This window comes from Pseudomonas sp. BP11-1-1 (assembly GCF_052112105.1).
In the GTDB taxonomy this organism is placed as follows: Bacteria; Pseudomonadota; Gammaproteobacteria; order Pseudomonadales; family Pseudomonadaceae; genus Aquipseudomonas; species Aquipseudomonas alvandae.
In genome coordinates this window covers 602813-621049 of the sequence record NZ_JAUTYU010000003.1, presented here as the reverse complement: position 1 = coordinate 621049, position 18237 = coordinate 602813, and the positions used below count along the sequence as shown (strand labels likewise).

17 protein-coding genes are annotated in these 18237 nt (G+C 62.6%); 6 read left to right on the top strand and 11 right to left on the bottom strand.

Going from position 1 to position 18237, the window contains the following annotated elements; translation table 11 throughout:
* Positions 1 to 8: 8 nt before the first annotated feature.
* On the bottom strand, positions 9 to 380 hold the full coding sequence (nirD, locus tag Q7C33_RS09355; RefSeq protein WP_030140672.1) for a nitrite reductase small subunit NirD: 372 nt from the start codon (positions 378 to 380) through the stop codon (positions 9 to 11).
* Positions 380 to 2941 (bottom strand): nitrite reductase large subunit NirB, encoded by a 2562-nt coding sequence (nirB, locus tag Q7C33_RS09350; protein ID WP_407683267.1) that lies wholly within the window; start codon positions 2939 to 2941, stop codon positions 380 to 382. The genes nirD and nirB overlap by 1 nt, the downstream gene beginning before the upstream one ends.
* 559 nt (positions 2942 to 3500) lie before the next feature.
* On the opposite strand from nirB, the gene Q7C33_RS09345 reads away from it, so the two are divergent.
* Complete coding sequence (locus Q7C33_RS09345) at positions 3501 to 3914, top strand: CBS domain-containing protein (RefSeq protein ID WP_407683266.1); 414 nt, start codon at positions 3501 to 3503, stop codon at positions 3912 to 3914.
* 29 nt (positions 3915 to 3943) lie between these two features.
* Entirely contained in the window at positions 3944 to 4927 is a 984-nt protein-coding gene (locus tag Q7C33_RS09340) for an SDR family oxidoreductase (protein WP_334597706.1), read from the top strand.
* Here Q7C33_RS09340 and Q7C33_RS09335 read toward each other — a convergent pair.
* The 3 genes from Q7C33_RS09335 to Q7C33_RS09325 all read right to left on the bottom strand — a co-directional run bounded on the left by Q7C33_RS09335 (position 4916) and on the right by Q7C33_RS09325 (position 8946).
* Complete coding sequence (locus tag Q7C33_RS09335; protein WP_407683265.1) at positions 4916 to 6523, bottom strand: alpha-amylase family protein; 1608 nt, start codon at positions 6521 to 6523, stop codon at positions 4916 to 4918. The genes Q7C33_RS09340 and Q7C33_RS09335 overlap by 12 nt on opposite strands.
* Positions 6524 to 6533: 10 nt before the next feature.
* A complete protein-coding gene (locus tag Q7C33_RS09330) occupies positions 6534 to 8060 on the bottom strand; it encodes an alpha-amylase family glycosyl hydrolase (RefSeq protein WP_407683264.1) in 1527 nt (508 codons plus the stop codon).
* Positions 8061 to 8316: 256 nt separating this feature from the next.
* Positions 8317 to 8946, bottom strand: coding sequence for a TetR/AcrR family transcriptional regulator (locus tag Q7C33_RS09325; protein ID WP_407683263.1), 630 nt, complete (start codon positions 8944 to 8946; stop codon positions 8317 to 8319).
* Between the two features lie 86 nt (positions 8947 to 9032).
* Here Q7C33_RS09325 and Q7C33_RS09320 point away from each other — a divergent pair, with 86 nt between their 5' ends.
* Positions 9033 to 9665: an NAD(P)H-dependent oxidoreductase gene (locus tag Q7C33_RS09320; protein WP_217859559.1), complete on the top strand. Its 633-nt coding sequence runs from the start codon at positions 9033 to 9035 to the stop codon at positions 9663 to 9665.
* Here Q7C33_RS09320 and Q7C33_RS09315 read toward each other — a convergent pair whose 3' ends face one another.
* Positions 9666 to 11228 (bottom strand): L,D-transpeptidase family protein, encoded by a 1563-nt coding sequence (locus tag Q7C33_RS09315; RefSeq protein WP_323155524.1) that lies wholly within the window; start codon positions 11226 to 11228, stop codon positions 9666 to 9668.
* Between the two features lie 162 nt (positions 11229 to 11390).
* Here Q7C33_RS09315 and Q7C33_RS09310 point away from each other — a divergent pair, with 162 nt between their 5' ends.
* From Q7C33_RS09310 to Q7C33_RS09300, 3 genes are all read left to right on the top strand, one after another.
* Positions 11391 to 12071, top strand: coding sequence for a murein L,D-transpeptidase catalytic domain family protein (locus Q7C33_RS09310; protein WP_030140664.1), 681 nt, complete (start codon positions 11391 to 11393; stop codon positions 12069 to 12071).
* Between the two features lie 103 nt (positions 12072 to 12174).
* A complete protein-coding gene (locus Q7C33_RS09305) occupies positions 12175 to 13128 on the top strand; it encodes a class I SAM-dependent methyltransferase (protein ID WP_407683262.1) in 954 nt (317 codons plus the stop codon).
* 142 nt (positions 13129 to 13270) lie between these two features.
* Positions 13271 to 14722 (top strand): DHA2 family efflux MFS transporter permease subunit, encoded by a 1452-nt coding sequence (locus tag Q7C33_RS09300; RefSeq protein ID WP_407683261.1) that lies wholly within the window; start codon positions 13271 to 13273, stop codon positions 14720 to 14722.
* A 64-nt stretch (positions 14723 to 14786) separates the two neighbouring features.
* Here the strand turns inward: Q7C33_RS09300 and Q7C33_RS09295 are convergent, their stop codons facing one another.
* From Q7C33_RS09295 to Q7C33_RS09275, 5 genes are all read right to left on the bottom strand, one after another.
* On the bottom strand, positions 14787 to 15113 hold the full coding sequence (locus tag Q7C33_RS09295) for a four-helix bundle copper-binding protein (RefSeq protein ID WP_030140661.1): 327 nt from the start codon (positions 15111 to 15113) through the stop codon (positions 14787 to 14789).
* 157 nt (positions 15114 to 15270) lie between these two features.
* Positions 15271 to 15873 carry a LysE family translocator gene (locus Q7C33_RS09290; protein WP_198796401.1) on the bottom strand — a complete coding sequence of 201 codons (603 nt, stop codon included), beginning with the start codon at positions 15871 to 15873 and terminating at the stop codon, positions 15271 to 15273.
* 54 nt (positions 15874 to 15927) lie between these two features.
* Positions 15928 to 16764 carry an AraC family transcriptional regulator gene (locus Q7C33_RS09285; RefSeq protein WP_030140659.1) on the bottom strand — a complete coding sequence of 279 codons (837 nt, stop codon included), beginning with the start codon at positions 16762 to 16764 and terminating at the stop codon, positions 15928 to 15930.
* Positions 16765 to 16896: 132 nt separating this feature from the next.
* Positions 16897 to 17322, bottom strand: coding sequence for a GlcG/HbpS family heme-binding protein (locus Q7C33_RS09280; RefSeq protein WP_198796400.1), 426 nt, complete (start codon positions 17320 to 17322; stop codon positions 16897 to 16899).
* Positions 17323 to 17389: 67 nt separating this feature from the next.
* Complete coding sequence (locus Q7C33_RS09275; protein WP_407683300.1) at positions 17390 to 18166, bottom strand: ABC transporter substrate-binding protein; 777 nt, start codon at positions 18164 to 18166, stop codon at positions 17390 to 17392.
* Between the last annotated feature and the right edge of the window lie 71 nt (positions 18167 to 18237).

Sequence of the window (18237 nt, the reverse complement as noted above, 5' to 3'; positions counted from 1 at the left end):
TAAGCCAATCAGTCTTCGCCAATCTCCACCACATCACCGTTGAGCCGCACCGGCCACACCCGCAGGCGCTGCTCGGGGTATTCCAGGCAATGGCCGTCTTCCAGGCGGAAATGCTGTTTGTACATCGGCGAGGCAATCACCAGCTCGCCCTTGATGTTGCCCAGCAATCCACGACCGATGACGTTGGCGCCGGACTTCGGGTCGCGGTTGTCGACGGCGTACAACGGCTTGTCCGCATGTTCCGGCAGGTACAGCAGCGCCACTTGGTTGCCGTCATGCCAGGCGACCACGCCGGAGTTCGGTACCAGGTCCTCGCGGCTGCACAGGGCGCGCCATTGCTGGGGTTCTTGAGCGATACGAACGACGTTTGACTGGCTCATCAGAGCACCTCCTCGGTGACGGGAATCAGGTGAAGTTCGCCGGCATGCACCGGCCGGCGCTGGCCGCGCTCGCGGACGAAATGAACGTCCGGATCGCCGCGCTTGTCGTTGACGAAGGTCCGGAAGCGCTTGAGTTTTTCCGGGTCCTTCAAGGCGTTGGCCCACTCGCATTCGTAGCGGTCGACCACCAGCTGCATCTGCGCTTCGAGCTCGGCACCCAGGCCCAGGCTGTCGTGGATGATCACGTCCTTGAGGTAGTCCAGGCCACCTTCCAGGCTTTCACGCCAGACCGAGGTGCGTTGCAGCTTGTCGGCGGTGCGGATGTAGAACATCAGGAAGCGGTCGATGTAGCGGATCAGCGTCGCGTCGTCCAGGTCGGTGGCGAACAGCTCGGCGTGGCGCGGACGCATGCCGCCGTTGCCGGCCACATAGAGATTCCAGCCTTTTTCGGTGGCGATGACGCCGACGTCCTTGCTCTGGGCTTCGGCGCATTCACGGGTGCAACCGGACACGGCGAACTTGAGCTTGTGCGGCGAGCGCAGGCCTTTGTAGCGGTCCTCGATGGTCAGGGCCATTTGCACGCTGTCCTGCACGCCGTAGCGGCACCAGGTGCTGCCCACGCAGGACTTCACCGTGCGCGTCGACTTGCCGTAGGCGTGGCCGGTTTCGAAGCCGGCTTCGATCAGTTCGGCCCAGATGTCCGGCAACTGGTGCAACTGCGCGCCGAACAAGTCGATGCGCTGGCCGCCGGTGATCTTGGTGTAGAGGTCGTATTTCTTCGCGACGACGCCGATGGCGATCAGTTTGTCAGCGGTGATTTCCCCACCGGCAATGCGTGGTACCACCGAGTAGGTACCGTTCTTCTGCATGTTCGCCATGAAGGTGTCGTTGGTGTCCTGCAATGGCACCAGGTGCGGATCCATGATCGGCTGGTTCCAGCACGACGCCAGGATCGAACCCACCGCCGGCTTGCACAGGTCGCAACCGGTGTGGCCGCGACCGTGTTTGGCCAACAGCTCTTCGAAACTGATGATCCCTTCCACTCGCACCAGCGCATACAGCTCCTGGCGGGTGTAGGCGAAATGTTCACACAGGCTCTTATCGACGCTGACGCCACGGGCGATCAGTTCGTGCTCAAAGACTTGCTTGACGAGGGCCGCACAACCGCCGCAGCCGGTGCCGGCCTTGGTGTCGCACTTGAGCTGGCCGAGATCGGTGCAGCCGCCGTCGATGGCCGAGCAGATCGAGCCCTTGGTGACGTTGTGGCACGAGCAGATGGTCGCGGCTTCAGGCAACGCCGCCGGGCCGAGTGTCGGGGCGCCTTCGGAGGACGGCAGGATCAGGCTGGCGGCATCCTTGGGCAAGGCGATGCCGTTCTGCATGTACTGCAAGAGCGTGTCGTAGTAGCTGTTGTCGCCGACCAGTACGGCGCCAATCACGCGCTTGCCGTCAGCATCGACCACCAGGCGCCGGTAGCTGGCGCTGGTTCCGTCGATGAACTGGAAGCTGCGCGAACCCGGCGTATGGCCGTGCGCGTCGCCGATGGAGCCGACATCGACGCCCAGCAGCTTGAGCTTGGTGGACATGTCCGCGCCGGTGAAAGCCTCGCCGGCTTCGCCACAAAGGCGCGCGGCGACGTTGCGGGCCATCTGGTAGCCCGGCGCGACCAGCCCGAAGATGCTGCCATTCCACGCCGCGCATTCACCGATGGCGTAGATGTCCGGGTCGCTGCTCTGGCAATGATCGTCGATCACCACGCCACCGCGCGGGCCGATTTGCAGCTCGCATTGGCGGGCCAGGGCGTCCTGGGCGCGGATACCGGCGGAAAACACGATCAGGTCGGTTTCGAGGAAATCGTCGCTGCCGAAGTTCATCCGATAGCGGTATTGCTCACCCGTGCTGATGGATTCGGTGCCCTTGGACAAATGCACGCCGACGCCGAGTTTCTCGATGCGCGCCTTGAGGGCCAGCCCGCCCTGCTCGTCCAGTTGCACCGGCATCAACCGTGGGGCGAATTCGACGACGTGGGCTTCCAGGCCAAGGGTTTTCAAGGCGTTGGCCGCCTCCAGGCCCAGCAAGCCACCGCCGACGACTACGCCACGACGGGCATTGCTCGCGGCGGCACGAATGGCATCGAGGTCTTCGAGCGTACGGTAGACCAGGCAGGAATCGCCTTCGGCGCCCTGGATCGGTGGCACGAACGGGTAAGAACCGGTGGCGAGCACCAGCTTGTCGTAGCGGATGCGTTCCCCGGCGGTGACCACTTCGTGCGCCTGACGGTCGATTTCCAGTACCGGCACGCCCAGGTGCAGCGTGACGCCAGGGGTCTGGTACAACGAGGCTTCGCCCAAGGCCAGCGATTCGGCGTCCCGGCCGGAAAAATACTCGGACAGGTGCACGCGGTCGTAGGCACGCATCGGCTCTTCGCTGAAGACATGCACGCGGTAATGGTTGAGGGCGCCGCGCTCGATCAGTTGCTCGACGCAGTGGTGGCCGACCATGCCATTGCCGATCACGATCAGCGTTTGCAGCTTGTTCAGGGAAGCAACGTTGGAATTCATAAAAGCACCCGACAAAAGCCCATCACGGTTTTTTGAAAGCAAAAAAAAGACGCCTGAAACCTTGCGGTTCCAGGCGTCTTTGCCTGTTCTGTGCGGTATCGATCCGGCGACTGCGCCCTGATCTACCGTTATCCCCCGGCCTGCTGGCACTCGATCTTCGTTGACCGACGGGGCTGCCCACTCGATTGTGTTCACGGTGGACCTGGACAACGTCTTGCAGCGAGCGTGCCAAACCTTGCTTGACCAGCCGCGACAACCTCATGGGCATCCCACAATCCCCTGTGGGAGCGGGCTTGCCCGCGAAGAGGCCCGCCCTGCCACCTCAAGCTGACCGGCGCCAGCTACCGTTTCACTAGCACCACCCTCTGCCTTGCGATGGTGCGGCAACCCACCTGCGGCTTCATAAAAGTGCACCCCTTCAAACCCGCCGGCAAAAATCCTGAACCATCGCCAACCCCGATTTTCACAATAAGTGAGGAGCCCGTCCGGTCGCCGCACAAGCAACTCGCGACGCCTGACAGTGGCTTGTTGTCCACCCCGAAACGAAGGAGATTCAACGATGAAAATCAATGAAATCATGAGTCGGGAAGTCCGCACGATCTCGCCTGATACCCCATTGCGCGAAGTCGCGCTGATCATGCGCCAGGCCGATATCGGCGCGCTGGTGATCAATCAGGACGACCGCATGGCCGGGATGGTGACCGACCGCGACTTGGTGGTTCGAGCCATGGCCGAAGGCATGAACATGGACACCCCGGTCAGTCGGATCATGAGCGATGAGGTGCGCTATTGCTTCGATGACGAAGAGATCGACCACGTCGCCAAGAACAGGGCCCAGATCGAAAAACGCCGCCTGCCGGTGGTGAACCGTGACAAGCGCCTGGTGGGCATGGTCTCGCTGGCCAACGTCGCCAGTTGCAACGCCGATAAAGTCAGCGCCAACCTGCTGCGCGGCGTCGCGCGCCCCCACTGACCCTTGGAAGGAGCTGCGGAGCAAGCACAATGGATGAGCGAAACCCACCTGTGGTGGTGATCTGTGGTTCCACCGCCGGCGTCGGGCGCGCCACCGCACACCGATTCGCTGTCGCGGGCTACCGGGTCGGCTTGTTGGCCCGGGGCGAACAAGCATTGGCGGCCACGGCGGAAGAACTGGATCAATTGGGTGCGACGTGCCTGGGGATCAGCGTCGATGTCGCCGACGCCGAAGCGCTATTCGATGCGGCTCAACGAATGGAGCGGGAACTGGGACCGGTCGGTGTGTGGGTCAACTGCGCGATGGTCACGGTGTTTTCGCCCATCCGCCAGTTGAATGCCGAGGAAATCCGCAGGGTGACCGAGGTGACTTACTTGGGTACCGTCCACGGCACCCTCACGGCGCTGGACCTGATGGGACCGCGCAATCGTGGGGTGATTATCCAGGTCGGTTCGGCGCTGGCCTACCGCGCCATTCCGCTGCAGGCGGCCTATTGCGGGGCCAAGTTCGCGGTGCGAGGCTTCACTGATTCCTTGCGCTGCGAACTGCTTCACGAGCACAGCGATATCAAGGTCTGCATGGTGCAACTGCCTGCGATCAACACACCGCAGTTCGATTGGGCGCGCAACAAGTTGGGCAAGCGTGTGCAACCGGTGCCGCCGATTCATGACCCGGACGTGGCCGCCCGGGCAATATTCAGCGTGGTCAAGCGTACGCCCAGGGAATTGTGGCTGGGTGCGGCCTCGCTCAAGGCCATCGTCGGGACTTGCCTGATGCCGGGACTGCTTGATCGCTTGCTGGCCCGTAACGCCTATTCAGGACAGATGACCAACGAGGATGACGACCCTCAGCGCCCGGATAACCTGTTCGAACCGCAGGAGCCTTTGCATCGTACCCGTGGGCGGTTCAGCGGCCGCTCACGGGATTCCGCGTTGGCCCTGAGTTCGACCCAGGTATCGGCGCTGCTGCTCGCCACCGGCGGTTTGCTGTCAGTCGTGCTGCTATTGTTTTGAGCCGACGCGGCGGAACCACCGATAACCGTATCCGTGCAAGGTCAGGCCCGATTGTTTCCTGGTCGGGTACGGACTGTCGGACAACACTTCCTCGAAACCCTCCAGGTCCATTTCCCGCAACCGCACCGTGACCGCGTCCTTGCCGAGGTTCGCCAGCATGATCGAGGTGGCCTCGCAGACATGGGCGATGGCGAACACTGCTGGATGGTCGACCGTCAGCAGTTGTGCCTTGCCGTCGCCAACTTCCTTCAGGTCCGCGCGGGCCCGCAACAATTGACGTGCCCGGCTCAACAACGATTCGGGGTCTTTCAGTTGGCCTGCAACGTTCAAATGCGTGTAGGCAAACCGCCCTTCATCGATCACCGGGACGGTCGGGCGTCGGGCCGAGGAAAATCCGCCGTTGGCCTGGTCATTCCATTGCATGGGCGTGCGCACCGACAGACGCTCCGGGCGGGACAGGTCGTCGCCCATTCCAATTTCTTCGCCGTAGCGCACGATCGGCGTGCCGGGCAGCGACAGCAACAACGCCTGGGCCAATGCCTGGCGACGCACGTCACCGTCGAGCATTGGCGCCAGGCGTCGGCGAATACCTCGGCCATACAAGCGCATGTCCGGCTCCGGAGCGAAGGCCTGCATCACCTCTTCGCGCTCCTGCTCGCTCAGGCGCTCCAGGTCGAGCTCGTCACGGTTGCGCAGCCACACCGCGTAATTCGCGCCGTCCGGTGGTGCGGGCCGCCGGGTGATCGCCCGTTGCAGGGGTTCGGCTTCGCCGCGGGCCAGGGCCAGGAACAGGTGATTGTTGACCCAGAAATCCAGCACCAGGCCCAGGCGCTCCCCGGTGCCGAAATAATGGCTGTAGCGCTCCGGCTCGACGTCCACTTCGCCCATTAGCACCCCTTCGGGATTGATCTCGGTCATGCACTTGAACAACCGATCCAGCACCCAGACACCCTGCTCTTCATCGCCACCTCCGGCCTGTTCCACCAGATGGGAAGCGGCATCGAGGCGAAAGCCGGCGATACCGAGTTCGAGCCAGTGGACCATGACCCGCTCGATCTCCTCGACGACCCGCGGGTTCGCCAGGTTCAGGTCCGGTTCGTGGCGATAGAACAGATGCCGATAGTACTGCCCTGCCTGCTCGTCCCACTGCCAGATGCTGTCTTCCACCGAGGGAAAGATTGGCTGGTTGCCGTCGTCCACCGGCGTGTCGGACCACAGGTAGTAATCCCGGTAGACGCTGCCCTTGTCCCGTCGTGCCCGGAGGAACCAGGGATGCTGGTCGCTGGTGTGCTGCACGACCAGTTCAAGGATCACGCGGATGCCACGTTCACCGGCCTGCACGATCAACTGGCGCAAATCCTCTTCGCTGCCAAAGCGCGGGTCCAGCGCCATGAAATCGCTGACGTCATAGCCGGCGTCCTTGAACGGTGACCGATACAACGGCATCAGCCAGAGCGCACCGACGCCCAACGCTTGCAGGTAATCGAGTTGCCGGATGATGCCCTTCAAGTCGCCACGGCCGTCGCCGTTGCTGTCGTAGAACAAGGAAGGATCGATTTGATAGATCAAGGTATTGCGGTGCCAGTTGGCTTTCATCGGTCACTCCTTATCGACACAGGATCAATGCCTGCTCGGCGGCCAGTCGACCGCTGAACGGCTGGCCTTCATCCGCCCCGTCGCTGGCGACTTCCACGCGCCAGGGGTCGGCCAGGGGAAACGTCTGCTCATGGTCGGCAAAGTTGATGCAGACCAGGCGCTCGTCGCCCTCGCAACGGCGACGATAAGCCAGCACTTGCGGATGCGACGGCAGTTCTTCCCAGCCGCCCAGGCGCAGCGCCAGGCTGTTGCGTCGGCAGGCCAGCAAGCGGCGGTAGAGCGCCAGCACCGAATCGTCGGCACGTTCTTGCGCCTCAACGGACAGTGCGCCTGCATCGGGTGCAAAAGGCAGCCAAGGCGCCTGTCCCGACCAGCCGTGAGGCGCTCGCTGGGTCCAAGGCAGCGGTGCTCGGCTGCCATCGCGTCCACCGGGATCGACGCGGGTCTGGGCGGTCACTTGGGTATCTTCCAATCCCAGTTCTTCGCCCTGATAGATGAATGGCGTGCCGCGCAGCGTCAGCAACATCACCGCCGCCGCCCGGGCCCGGCGCAATGAGCCGCCGTAGCGACTGCGATGACGACTGTTGTCATGATTGGACAGCACCCAGGTGGGCCAGGCCTGCAAGGGGCCGAGGTCGTTTTCCACTTCGCGGATGCACATGCGAAACACCACCGGATCCCAGGGCGCGTCCAGCGGCGGGAAGTTGAAGGACATGTGCAGCTCGTCACTGGCGCCGTAGTAGGCCGCCACCTGCGCCGTGGAGCGGATGTTCACTTCGCCGATCAGCACCCGCTCGCCGGGGTAGCTGTCCACCAGGCGCCGCAGCCCGCGCAGCACTTCATGGCTGTAGGGCTGGTCATTGATCTTGACCATGGTTTCGCCGGCCATGCAGCGCGGGTCGTCGGCGAAGCTCTGGTCCTTGCCGACGCAATGCACCACGTCGACGCGAAACCCATCGACGCCGCGCTCGAGCCAGAAGCGCAACACCTGATGCATGGCGGCGACGACTTCGGGGTTGTGCCAGTTGAGATCCGGTTGTTGCGGCAGGAAGAAATGCAGGTAGTACTGCTGGCTGGTCTCGTCCCAGGTCCAGGCGCTGCCGCCGTCGATCGAGGCCCGCCAATTGTTGGGTTCGTCCCGCCAGATGTACCAGTCGCGCTTGGGGTTGTCGCGGCGGGAACGCGATTCGATGAACCATGGATGTTGGTCGGAGGTGTGGTTGGGCACGAAGTCGAGCAGCACTTTCAAGCCGCGTTCGTGGGCCTGGGCAATCAATGCATCCAGGTCCGCGAGGTTGCCGAACAGCGGATCGACGTCGATGTAGTCGCAGATATCGTAGCCCGCGTCACACATCGGCGAGCGGTACACAGGCGACAACCACAACGCGTCGATGCCCAGCCGTTGCAGATGGTCCAGGCGTGCAGTCAATCCGGGGAGATCGCCAATGCCATCGCCGTTGGCATCGGCAAAAGAGCGAGGATAAACCTGGTAGATCACAGCGTTCTTCCACCAGGGCGAATGGAAGGAGTTGGGCATGTCGCCTCCTCTGATCGCAGTGTTTGGTGGGCAAGACCGCGGCCCCGCCTGATGCCCCTGTTATCAGGGGACATCAGTTAAGAACCGGAAAAGGCGCCTGGGGTTCGTTTTTTCTTGATGGGTGGTGGGTCAGCGGGAGATTGGTTGAATGTGCCGCCGTCTTCGTCGGATCGCCGCCCGGAGCAAGCTCGCTCCCACAGGTCGTGCAAACGACACGAACCCTTGTGGGAGCGAGCTTGCTCGCGAAGACGGTGGGTCAGCTTGAGGAAGTTCCAGCAGCCCGCTCGACCATCGCAACGATGGTCACGAACAACTCCTGCTTGGCCTCGTCCGCGCTGATGTCCCCATTGGCCGCCGCATCGGACAACGCCTCCGCCGCCCCCAGCATCGCCCGCAGGCTCGCTTGGGAAAGACGCCCGTTCCCGGCGAACGGCTCCAGTACCGACCGGCATTTATCCAGGAAGATCCTTTCGTATTCCCGCTTGATGAGCTCCAGCTCAGGTGAACTGCTCAGGGCTGCGCTGACGCCAGGAATTTCCCTGCCCTGAAGCAGCACGCACTCGACGAAGGCATCGGCAATCACCTGCGAACGACTTTCCAGGATGGGCTCGCTGGCCTCGAGCGCTGCGTCCATCAGGGCCGTTTGGCGCGCATCGAAATCCTGGTACAGCGCGACCAAAAGCCCTGATCGAGTGACGAAATGATCGTAGACGATCGGCTTGGTCACGCCAGCCTGTTCCGCGAGCCGGGCGAGCGTCAGTGCTTCGCTGCCCTCCTCGCGCACCAGCCGCCAGGCGACATCCAACAATTGCCGTTGGCGATCCGCGCGGGCCAGGCGTCGACGGGGCGCCGGGGAAGACGATGAATTTTCTTCGGTGCTTGACATGCTAACTTTACCAACCGTAACTTACTGTTCGTAACTTAACCAAGCATACTCGCTTGACGTTGTGTGATGCCAGAAGGAGATTCGCTATGCACGCGCTAATCGTTGTTGCCCACCATGACCCCCGCTCCCTGACCCATGCGCTGGCCCAGGCCATCGGCGACGGGATCACCCAAGCCAACCGCGCCAATACCTTCGAGATTGCCGACCTGGCCGCCGAAGGTTTCGATCCACGCTTTGGCCTCGCCGACCATGCCGTCCACCGCCGCGAGGCCATGCCACCCGCGGATGTGCTGGCTGAACAAGCGAGAATCGACCGGGCCGACGCGCTCGTGCTGGTTTACCCGATCTACTGGTGGTCGATGCCAGCGCTGCTCAAGGGTTGGATTGATCGAGTGTTTTCCAATGGTTGGGCATTTGATTACAAGCTCGCCGAGTCGTTTACCCAGAAGCTCCAGCGATTGCGGGTCCATCTCGTAGCGCTCGGAGGGGCCGATGCCGACAGTTTCCAACGTCATGGCTACGACCAGGCGATGATCACGCAGATCGACCACGGGATTTTCGATTACTGCGGTGCGCGGGTGGTGAGTTCCGTACGCTTGCTGGAATCGGAATCCCTCGATCCGAAAGCCCATTTGCAAGCCGCGCTTGCCCTCGGCCAGCGGCTGTTTCCGAGGGTCGAAGAAACCTCGCACGCGCAGGTCGACGCTGAGTGCGCCTGATCAGAGTGCACGCTGGCCAGCCGTGGACAACGCGACATCCCGTTGATAGATATCCGGGATGTACACGGCCTGACCCTGGCTGTCCGCCTGCACCGTCCAATAACCCAGCAGGATCGGCAGGGGCTTGGCCAGCCTGAATTCATGAGTCAGCTCGCTGGCCAGCAACGTATCGGTCCGGGTGCGCTCGGCAGGGGTCACCAACAGGTCCCGCAGGTGCATGACTTGTTCGATGCGCACGCAGCCCGAACTGAAAGCCCGTGGGCCCTTGCTGAACAGTGCCTGGCTGGGTGTGTCATGCAGGTACACCGAGAACGGATTGGGAAAGCGGACCACCAATTTTCCGAGCGGGTTTTTCGCACCGGCATCCTGGCGCAGCATCAGGTCGCCAGGATGTTCCCAATCGATATTTTCCACCGCCAGCGGCAAGCCATCCCGATCGAGCACCTTGAGGTTATGCCGGGCGAGAAACTCCGGGTCGCGGCGAATCTCGGGCAGTTTGTCTTCACGCATGATCGTCGGCGGGATGGTCCACGTGGGGTTGAGCGTCAGGCGAGTGATGCGCGATTTGATCAAGGGTGTCTGGCGTTCGGCACGCCCCACCTGGGTGCGGGTTTGCCACACGGGCGCGCCGCCCTGGTAGACCGTCAGTTGCGCCGCCGCCACGTTGACCAGCACGCTATCGGGCTCCAGGTCCTGGGCCAGCCAACGCATGCGCTCCAGGTTGATGCGCAACTGCTCGCGGCGCATGGCTGGGCTGATATTCAGTTCGGTGACGGTCCAGGGCCCGACGACCCCATCGGCTTGCAGTGAATGATGAAGCTGGAAGCTTTTCATCGCCTCCACGAGGCTCGCGCTGTAATGCTCATCGGCGTCGAGTGGCGGCACGCTGAGGTAGCCTTCGTTGAACAGGCGCCGGGCCAGGGCCGGTACGCGGGCGTCGCGCTTGTCCGGTTGCAACAAGGGGCCGCTGGGCACCGATTGCCAGTTCGCCAGGGGCTGCTGTCGTTGTCTCGCGTAGAGTTCGCGCAGGTCGCGATAAAGCGCCAGGCTCGGCCGCGCCAACTCGAAAGCCTCTGCCGGGTCTTGCAGGCCCGCCACGGCGAAATGCAACACCATGGCCTGCCGGTCCGGCAACTGGGGATTGGCTTTCCAGATCGGCTCCAGGCGATTCTGTGGCAGATGGCCGAAACGCAATTCATGCAGGGCTTGCAGGTAGCGTTGGCTGATGGCGATGTCGGTACAGGCCGCGTTGGCGTAACGGCCCTCGTCCGGCAGGTCGTAACGGGCCGGATCGAGTCCGTCATCGGCCAGTTGCTGTAGCTGGGTTTGCAACGCCTGCAACCGCCCGTCGTCCGTCCAGATCGCCTGGCCTGCGTTTTGCTGGTAAAGCGCCTGCAGGCTCATCACCGTCGGAAAGTCGACGCCACCGGCCAATTCGGGGCAATTGACCGACAGTTGCGCCAGTGTGGTTTGCGCCTGGGCCGGATCGCCGTCCTCGGCCGTAGCGACCAATGGCGCAACGAGCAATAAAAGGCTCAGGTAACATGCGGACTTTTTGAACAACTGCTTTACTCCAATCCATGGCCGTCTCGTTGACGGTGAATTTTGCGACAGGTACGACCCGCCATCATGCAGACAAACAAAACCGGACGGGATGCCGCAAACGAACGCCACCGCAAGCTGCCTTCACCTGTATCGGCCTTCTTGCGCCGATTCTGCCTGGTCGTGACCGGCCTTGGCATCCTGTGCAGCCCGGCGCTGGCCGAAAAACTCAACGCCCAGCCGCTTTACAACAGCCTCGCCCACGCCGCGCCGGAACTCAATCCCCAAGCGCTGAAAAGTGCCCTGAGTGCGATGCAGTGCGCAGTTGCCAACGGTGCTCGACAGGCTCGCCATCTGGCGGTGATCGACTATTCGCAACCTTCGACGGCCCGGCGCTTGTGGATCTTCGACCTGCGCCAGAAAAAGCTGGTCCTGCGTGATCTCGTGGCCCACGGGCAGAAATCCGGGGAAAACTTCGCCACCCAGTTTTCCAACCGACTGGGCAGCTATCAATCGAGCCTGGGGCTGTTCCGCACCCAGGAAAGCTACCAGGGCACCCACGGCTACTCGCTGCGCATGGATGGCCTGGAACCCGGATTCAATGACCAGGCGCGCGACCGGGCGATCGTCATCCACGCCGCTGATTACGTGAACCCGCTCTGGAGCGTGCGCCAGGGGCGTATCGGCCGCAGCCAGGGCTGTCCCGCCGTGCGTCCGCAAGTGGCGCGGCAAGTGATAGACAAGCTCAAGGGCGGGCAATTCATGTTTTCCTGGTACCCGGACCCGGCGTGGCTCAAGCGCTCGCCCTATCTCAATTGCCAGCCGCAGCAGGTGGCGAGCATCCTCGCGACTAGCGGGGGCTAGCAGCCCTTTGTGGCGAGTGAGCAAGCTCCCTCGCCACAGGGATTGCAGTGCATGGGTTCGTGGTTAAAATGCCGGCCTTTCGAGTCGCTGGCGTTTTTATCTGATGAACCCTCAAGCCCTTCAAACATTGCAGAGCCATTTGCTGACGGCGCTGGAATCGGCACCCGACGAAACCCGTCGCCTGTTCCATGGCCGCGGGCGCTGCTGGCCGGGGCTGGAACAGATTACCGTCGACTGGCTGCAAGGCGTGGTGTTGGTCTCGCTGTTCAAGGAACCCGATCCAACGCAACTCGATGACCTGTTCGCCATGCTGCGCACCCTCGCCGCCTCGCCCGCCTGGCAACACAGCGGTGCCCACACCCTCGCGGTGCAACATCGGTACCTGCCCGACAGCCTGACCCAATGGTTGGTGGGCGAACCGATCGATGAATGGACCCTGGCCGAAGGCGGCCTGCGTTATCGGATCGACCTGGGCAAGAAGCAGAACAACGGCCTCTTTCTCGATATGCGCTATGGCCGCGACTGGGTGCGCGCCCACGCCCAAGGCAAGCGCGTGCTCAACCTGTTCGCCTATACCTGCGGTTTCTCGGTGGCGGCCATCGCCGGCGGCGCCCGCCATGTGGTCAACCTGGACATGTCCCGCGCAGCCCTGAGCCGTGGTCGCGACAATCATCGCCTGAACGGCCATGACCTGGGCCAAGTGAGCTTTCTGGGGCACGACCTGTTCAAATCCTGGGGCAAGGTGATCAACAGTGGGCCCTATGACCTGGTCATCATCGACCCGCCCACGTTCCAGAAAGGCAGCTTCCTGATGACCAAGGATTATCAGCGGGTGCTGCGCCGCCTGCCGGAGCTGCTGACCGCTGCAGGTACGGTCCTGGCCTGTAGCAACGACCCGGCGACCGGTCCTGACTTCCTCATCGACGGCGTCATGCGTGAAGCGCCCGGCCTGATATTCGAAGAGCGACTGCCAAATCCTCCGGAATTTCCAGATACAGACCCCGCCTGTGGCTTGAAGGCCATGGTGTTCAAGCGTAAGGACCCGGCCATCGACTGAAAACTGCGTGTCGGGATTACACATTTCCACTATTTGATGGATCTTGCCCGCGACTAGACTGTTTCACGTTGTCTGCAGCGTGAACCGGTCCGGTTGCACCTGCGGCAACCTCGAACCCGGACTGTTCAAGGATTGAAGAACCATGTCGCAATCACATCCCTCTGACCCGCGCCAGCGCTGGCGCGCACTGATCGTCTTGTGCCTGGGCGTGCTGATGATCGTGCTCGACGGTACGGTGGTGAACGTCGCCCTGCCCTCGATCAAGGACAACCTGCAATTCAACGACACCAACCTGGCCTGGGTCGTCAATGCCTACTTACTGACCTTTGGCGGCTTCCTGCTGCTCGGCGGTCGCCTCGGTGACCTCTATGGCCACCGCCGGCTGTTTACCCTGGGATTGGCGGCGTTCACCCTCGCGTCGCTGGCCTGCGGACTGGCGCCATCACAGTCATGGTTGATCACTGCCCGTGCGGTTCAAGGCCTCGGCGGTGCGGTGGTCACGGCGGTGGCCTTGTCGTTGATCATGGACTTGTTCACGGAGCCCGGTGAACGCGCGCGGGCGATGGGCGTGTACAGTTTCGTCTGTGCTGCGGGCGGCAGTATTGGTGTGCTGTTGGGTGGTTTGCTGACCGATCTGCTGAGTTGGCATTGGATCTTCCTGGTCAACCTGCCTGTCGGCCTGATCGTCCTGGCCCTGTCTCTCAAGTTGTTGCCCGCCGTGCGTACCGAAGGCAGCGGACAACTGGATGTTGCCGGCGCGGTGACCGCCACCCTGTCGTTGATGATCGCCGTGTACGCCGTGGTCAACGGCAATGAGCGGGGCTGGACCTCCCTCCACACGTTGGGCCTGTTGGCAGCCTCGGCCTTGTTGATGCTGGGCTTCATCCTGCTCGAACGCCGGATTGCGCATCCCTTGATCCCGATGAGCCTGTTTCGCCTGCATAACCTGCGCACCGCCAATCTGCTCGCCGTGCTCTGGGCCGCGTCGATGTTCGCCTGGTTTTTCCTGTCGGCGCTCTACCTGCAATTGGTGCTGGGCTATACGCCGATGCAAGTGGGATTGGCGTTCCTGCCAGCCAACGTGATCATGGCGATTTTTTCCCTGGGTCTGTCCGCGCGGCTGGTGATGCGCTACGGCACACGAACGCCGTTGGCGGCAGGCCTGCTGCTCGCCGCCATCGGCCTGGCACTGTTCGCACGGGCACCGCTGGACGGCCAGTTCGTCGGCGACGTTCTGCCGGGCATGTTGCTGCTGGGGTTGGGCGCGGGGATGGCGTTCAATCCGATGTTGCTCGCGGCGATGAGCGACGTGGAACCCAAGGATTCCGGCCTGGCATCAGGCGTCGTCAATACATCGTTCATGATGGGCGGCTCCGTGGGCCTGGCGGTGCTGGCAAGCATTGCCGCGTACCGGACCAAGACGGCCGCGTCCGATCTCGCGCCGCTGGTTGCGCTCAACGACGGGTACCAGATGGCGTTTTTGATCGGCGCAGCGTTCGCGCTGACCGCAGCCGTACTGGCGGGCCTGCTGCTGCGAAGCACCACGACGGGACAGCAGGCGAAGGTCGACTCCGCAGCCCACCCTGCCCCTTGACGGCAGCGGGCGGCAACGGCGGGCATCAAGTGATGCCTGTCGTTGCTGCCGGTCCAGTCGAGTCTCAGGCGGCCATCCGCTCACACGCTTCGGCGCAGGACTGGCAGGCCTTGGCGCAATCCTGACAGTGGCCCGCCTCATGTTTCGCGCATTCTTCACCACAAGCCCGACAGATGCTCGCGCAGACGATACAAAGATCCGTCGCCACCCGACTGTCACGCTGCATCAGCGTTGCGGCGAGGCGGCACAGGTCGGCGCAGTCACGGTCCAGCTCGATGCAACGGGCCATCATCTGAACGTTTTCTTCTTGCAGGCAAGCGCTGGCGCACGCCTCGCAGGTCATGGCGCAGGCGAGGCATTCGTCGATGCAGGTTTGATAACGGCTGTTCATGGCACTCTCCTCTTTTGAAGGTCGATTCAAAAAATGCATACCGCCTGTTCAAGGCAGGTATAAGCGTGCGACTCGGCCCGTGAACCGGGGGTTTCAAAAGAAAAATTACATTTTCGTCAGCTGGACCGGCGCCTGCCGTTCATCCTGCGTCCGGCAATCAGATCACCAGCGTCAACCACGCCGACACCAGCAGCAACACCGCCATGACGCGGTTGAACCGCCCCATCGCCACGGCGGAACGGCAGAACCTCGCGGCGCCGCGCCCCAGGTAGGCCCAGGCCGTCATGCAAGGAATGGATATCGCGAAGAACGCCAGGGACAGCCAGAGCACGCGTACGGTACGGTCCGCCTCGGCGCCGGCGAATACGCTGACCACCGCCAACGCCATCATCCAGGTCTTCGGGTTCACCAGTTGCAACCCGGCGGCACCCGCCAGGCCCAGCCGGGGGCCTTCCACCGGTTTGTCGGGGTCAATGGCCTCGGCGGGCGCGCTGAAAATCTGCCAGGCCATCCAGCTCAGCCAGGCGATGCCGGCCCAGGACAACACTGTCTGGATCGTCGCGTGCCGGGCCAGCACGTCCCCCAAGCCGGTGCCGACCACCAATACCAGCAACGCGGCGGCAGCACAGGCACCGAGGATGATCGGCCAGGTGGTCGTCAGGCCAAAGCGAGAACTGTGGCTCAACACCAGGATATTGGTCGGGCCCGGGGTGATGGAGGCGACAAAGGCAAACAAGGCAAACGGCAGCAACTGGTCCATGGAGCAATTTCTCGGTGGATGATCGTAGGGCTGATCATCCCGATGCCGGCGTGGTCAGTCTGGAACAATTGAGCAGCGCTTGCGGTAGTCCGCCGGGCTCATGCGATAGGCGCGCTGGAACCAGCGGCCCAAGTGACTCTGGTCGGCGAAGCCGAGCATGGCCGCCACCGCCACGGCGCTTTCACCACGGGCCAGCAACCGCCGCGCCCGCGCCAGGCGCAGTTGGATAAGGTAAGCATGGGGCGCCAGGCCGAAAGCGGCCTTGAATGCGCGGCTCAGGCGAAAACGATCGACACCGGTGGCCCGCGCCAGGTCGTCGAGGCCGATGTCTTCGCTCAGGTGGCTATGCAGATAGTCGCGGGCCTGCTGCGCAACCAACGGCAGGCGCGGGTCGGGATTGATCCGTGCGCGCCAGTGCAAGTGTTGGGTAAGGTTCGCCAGCAGCGTGTCGAGGGCGGTCTGGCGGACGATCAGGATGTCTTGCTCGTGCAGGCTCTGGAAGGCCGTGGCGGTGGCGCTCGCCAGACGCGCGTCATCATTCAGGGTGGCGGCAAAGCCCAGCTGGGCATTGTCCGGCGCTTCATCGAACAAGGAGCGCAGCTCGCGCTCGAGCCAGTGCGGTTCGAGGTACAACGTGCGGTAGGTGAAACCGTGTTCGTGGGGTGCGTTTCCGTCATGCAGTTCGCCGGGTTCGAGCAGGAACACTTTGCCCGGTGTGCTGTTGTGTTGCTGCCTTCGGCAATGGAACTGTTGCACGCCCTGCTCCGTCACGCCCACCAGGTAGGCATCGTGCCAATGCGGATCGTAGGCATGCCCCTCGAAATGCGCGCGCACGGTCTCGATGCCGGACGTGGCGTCCTGCTTGAGATCGATCCAGTTGCGCGCGGTCATGGGCTGTCTCGTTTATGTATCGGCTGGCTGAGATTAAACGACTTGGATGGGCTGGTCTGGAAGATTTGTGCAGTTTCACTCCGGCATTGTGTTCGCTCCCACAATGGATTGAGGTGCAGCCCCTCCTAGCCTTCAAGCATCCGGCGTAATTACCGGCAACACGGTCTCCACGGCCAACCGTGCCAGTTCCGCATCCTCTTCGGCCTTCACCCCGGAAACCCCGATGGCACCAATGCACTCGCCATCGTGGCGGATGGTCACGCCACCTTCGAGCATGCCTTGCAAGTGCGGGGCGCTCAGGAAAGCCAGGCGGCCGCCGTTGATCATGTCTTCGAAGGCCTTGCTGTCACGCCGGCCCATGGCGGCGGTGCGGGCTTTTTCGGTGGCGATGTAGGCCGATAAGGGCGAGGCACCGTCCAGGCGCAGCAGCCCCAAGGGATGCCCGCCATCGTCTACCACGCAGACCGATACGGCCCATTGGCGCTGGTGAGCCAGCTCCTTCGCCGCCACCAGCAACTGAGCAACATCCTGCTCGGTGAGTACCGCTTTGGTTTTCATGAATCACTCCGTGCTGTGCGATGAGTCCCGCCGACTAACGCCCGCGGGATCCAGGTCATTGCGATGATTATTCGCCGTAGATATCGAAATCGAAATATTTCTGGCGAATCCGGTCATAGGTGCCATTGGCGCGGATGGTTGCCAGGGCCTGGTTGAAACGGCTCGCCAGCGGATCGTTCTTGCGCACCGCAATGCCAATGCCCGTGCCGAAGTATTGTTCTTCGACGAAATTCGGGCCAACAAATTCAAAATCCTTGCCTTCCGGGCGCTTGAGCAAGCTTTCGTCGATCACCACCGAGCTGGCCATCGTCGCGTCCAGGCGGCCGCCCAGCAGGTCGAGGAAGATTTCGTTCTGCGAACCATAGCGGATTACTTCGGCGCCCGCCGGGGCAAATTTTTCGGTGACGTAGCGATCGAAGTTGGTCGCCCGCTGCACGCCGATCCGCTTGCCCTTGAGCTGCGAGGGAATCTCGCTGATGCCGCTGCCCTTGCGAAACACCAGGCGGGCCGGGATGCGGTAGTAACGGTTGGTGAAGTCGACCGATTTCATGCGCTCCGGCGTGATCGACATGGAAGAAATCACCGCGTCGACCTTCTTCACCTTGAGTGCCGGGATCAAGCCGTCGAACTCCTGTTCTATCCAGTCGCAGCGTACCTTCATTTCGGCGCACAGGGCCTGGCCGATGTCGTAGTCAAAACCGACGATGGCGTTGTCCGGGGTTTTCGAGGCGAACGGTGGATAGGCCGCTTCGATGCCGATGCGCAACGAGTTTTCCGCGGCGTTCAGGTTGGCGCCGAACGCCAGCAACGAGACGAGGCCCAGCTTGAGTGCAATGCGTTTGATGTTCATTCATTAGCTCCGGATGCGGTGTTATTGAGTTCGGACGCTCGGCGAAAAGTCGTCCGTTATGGCAG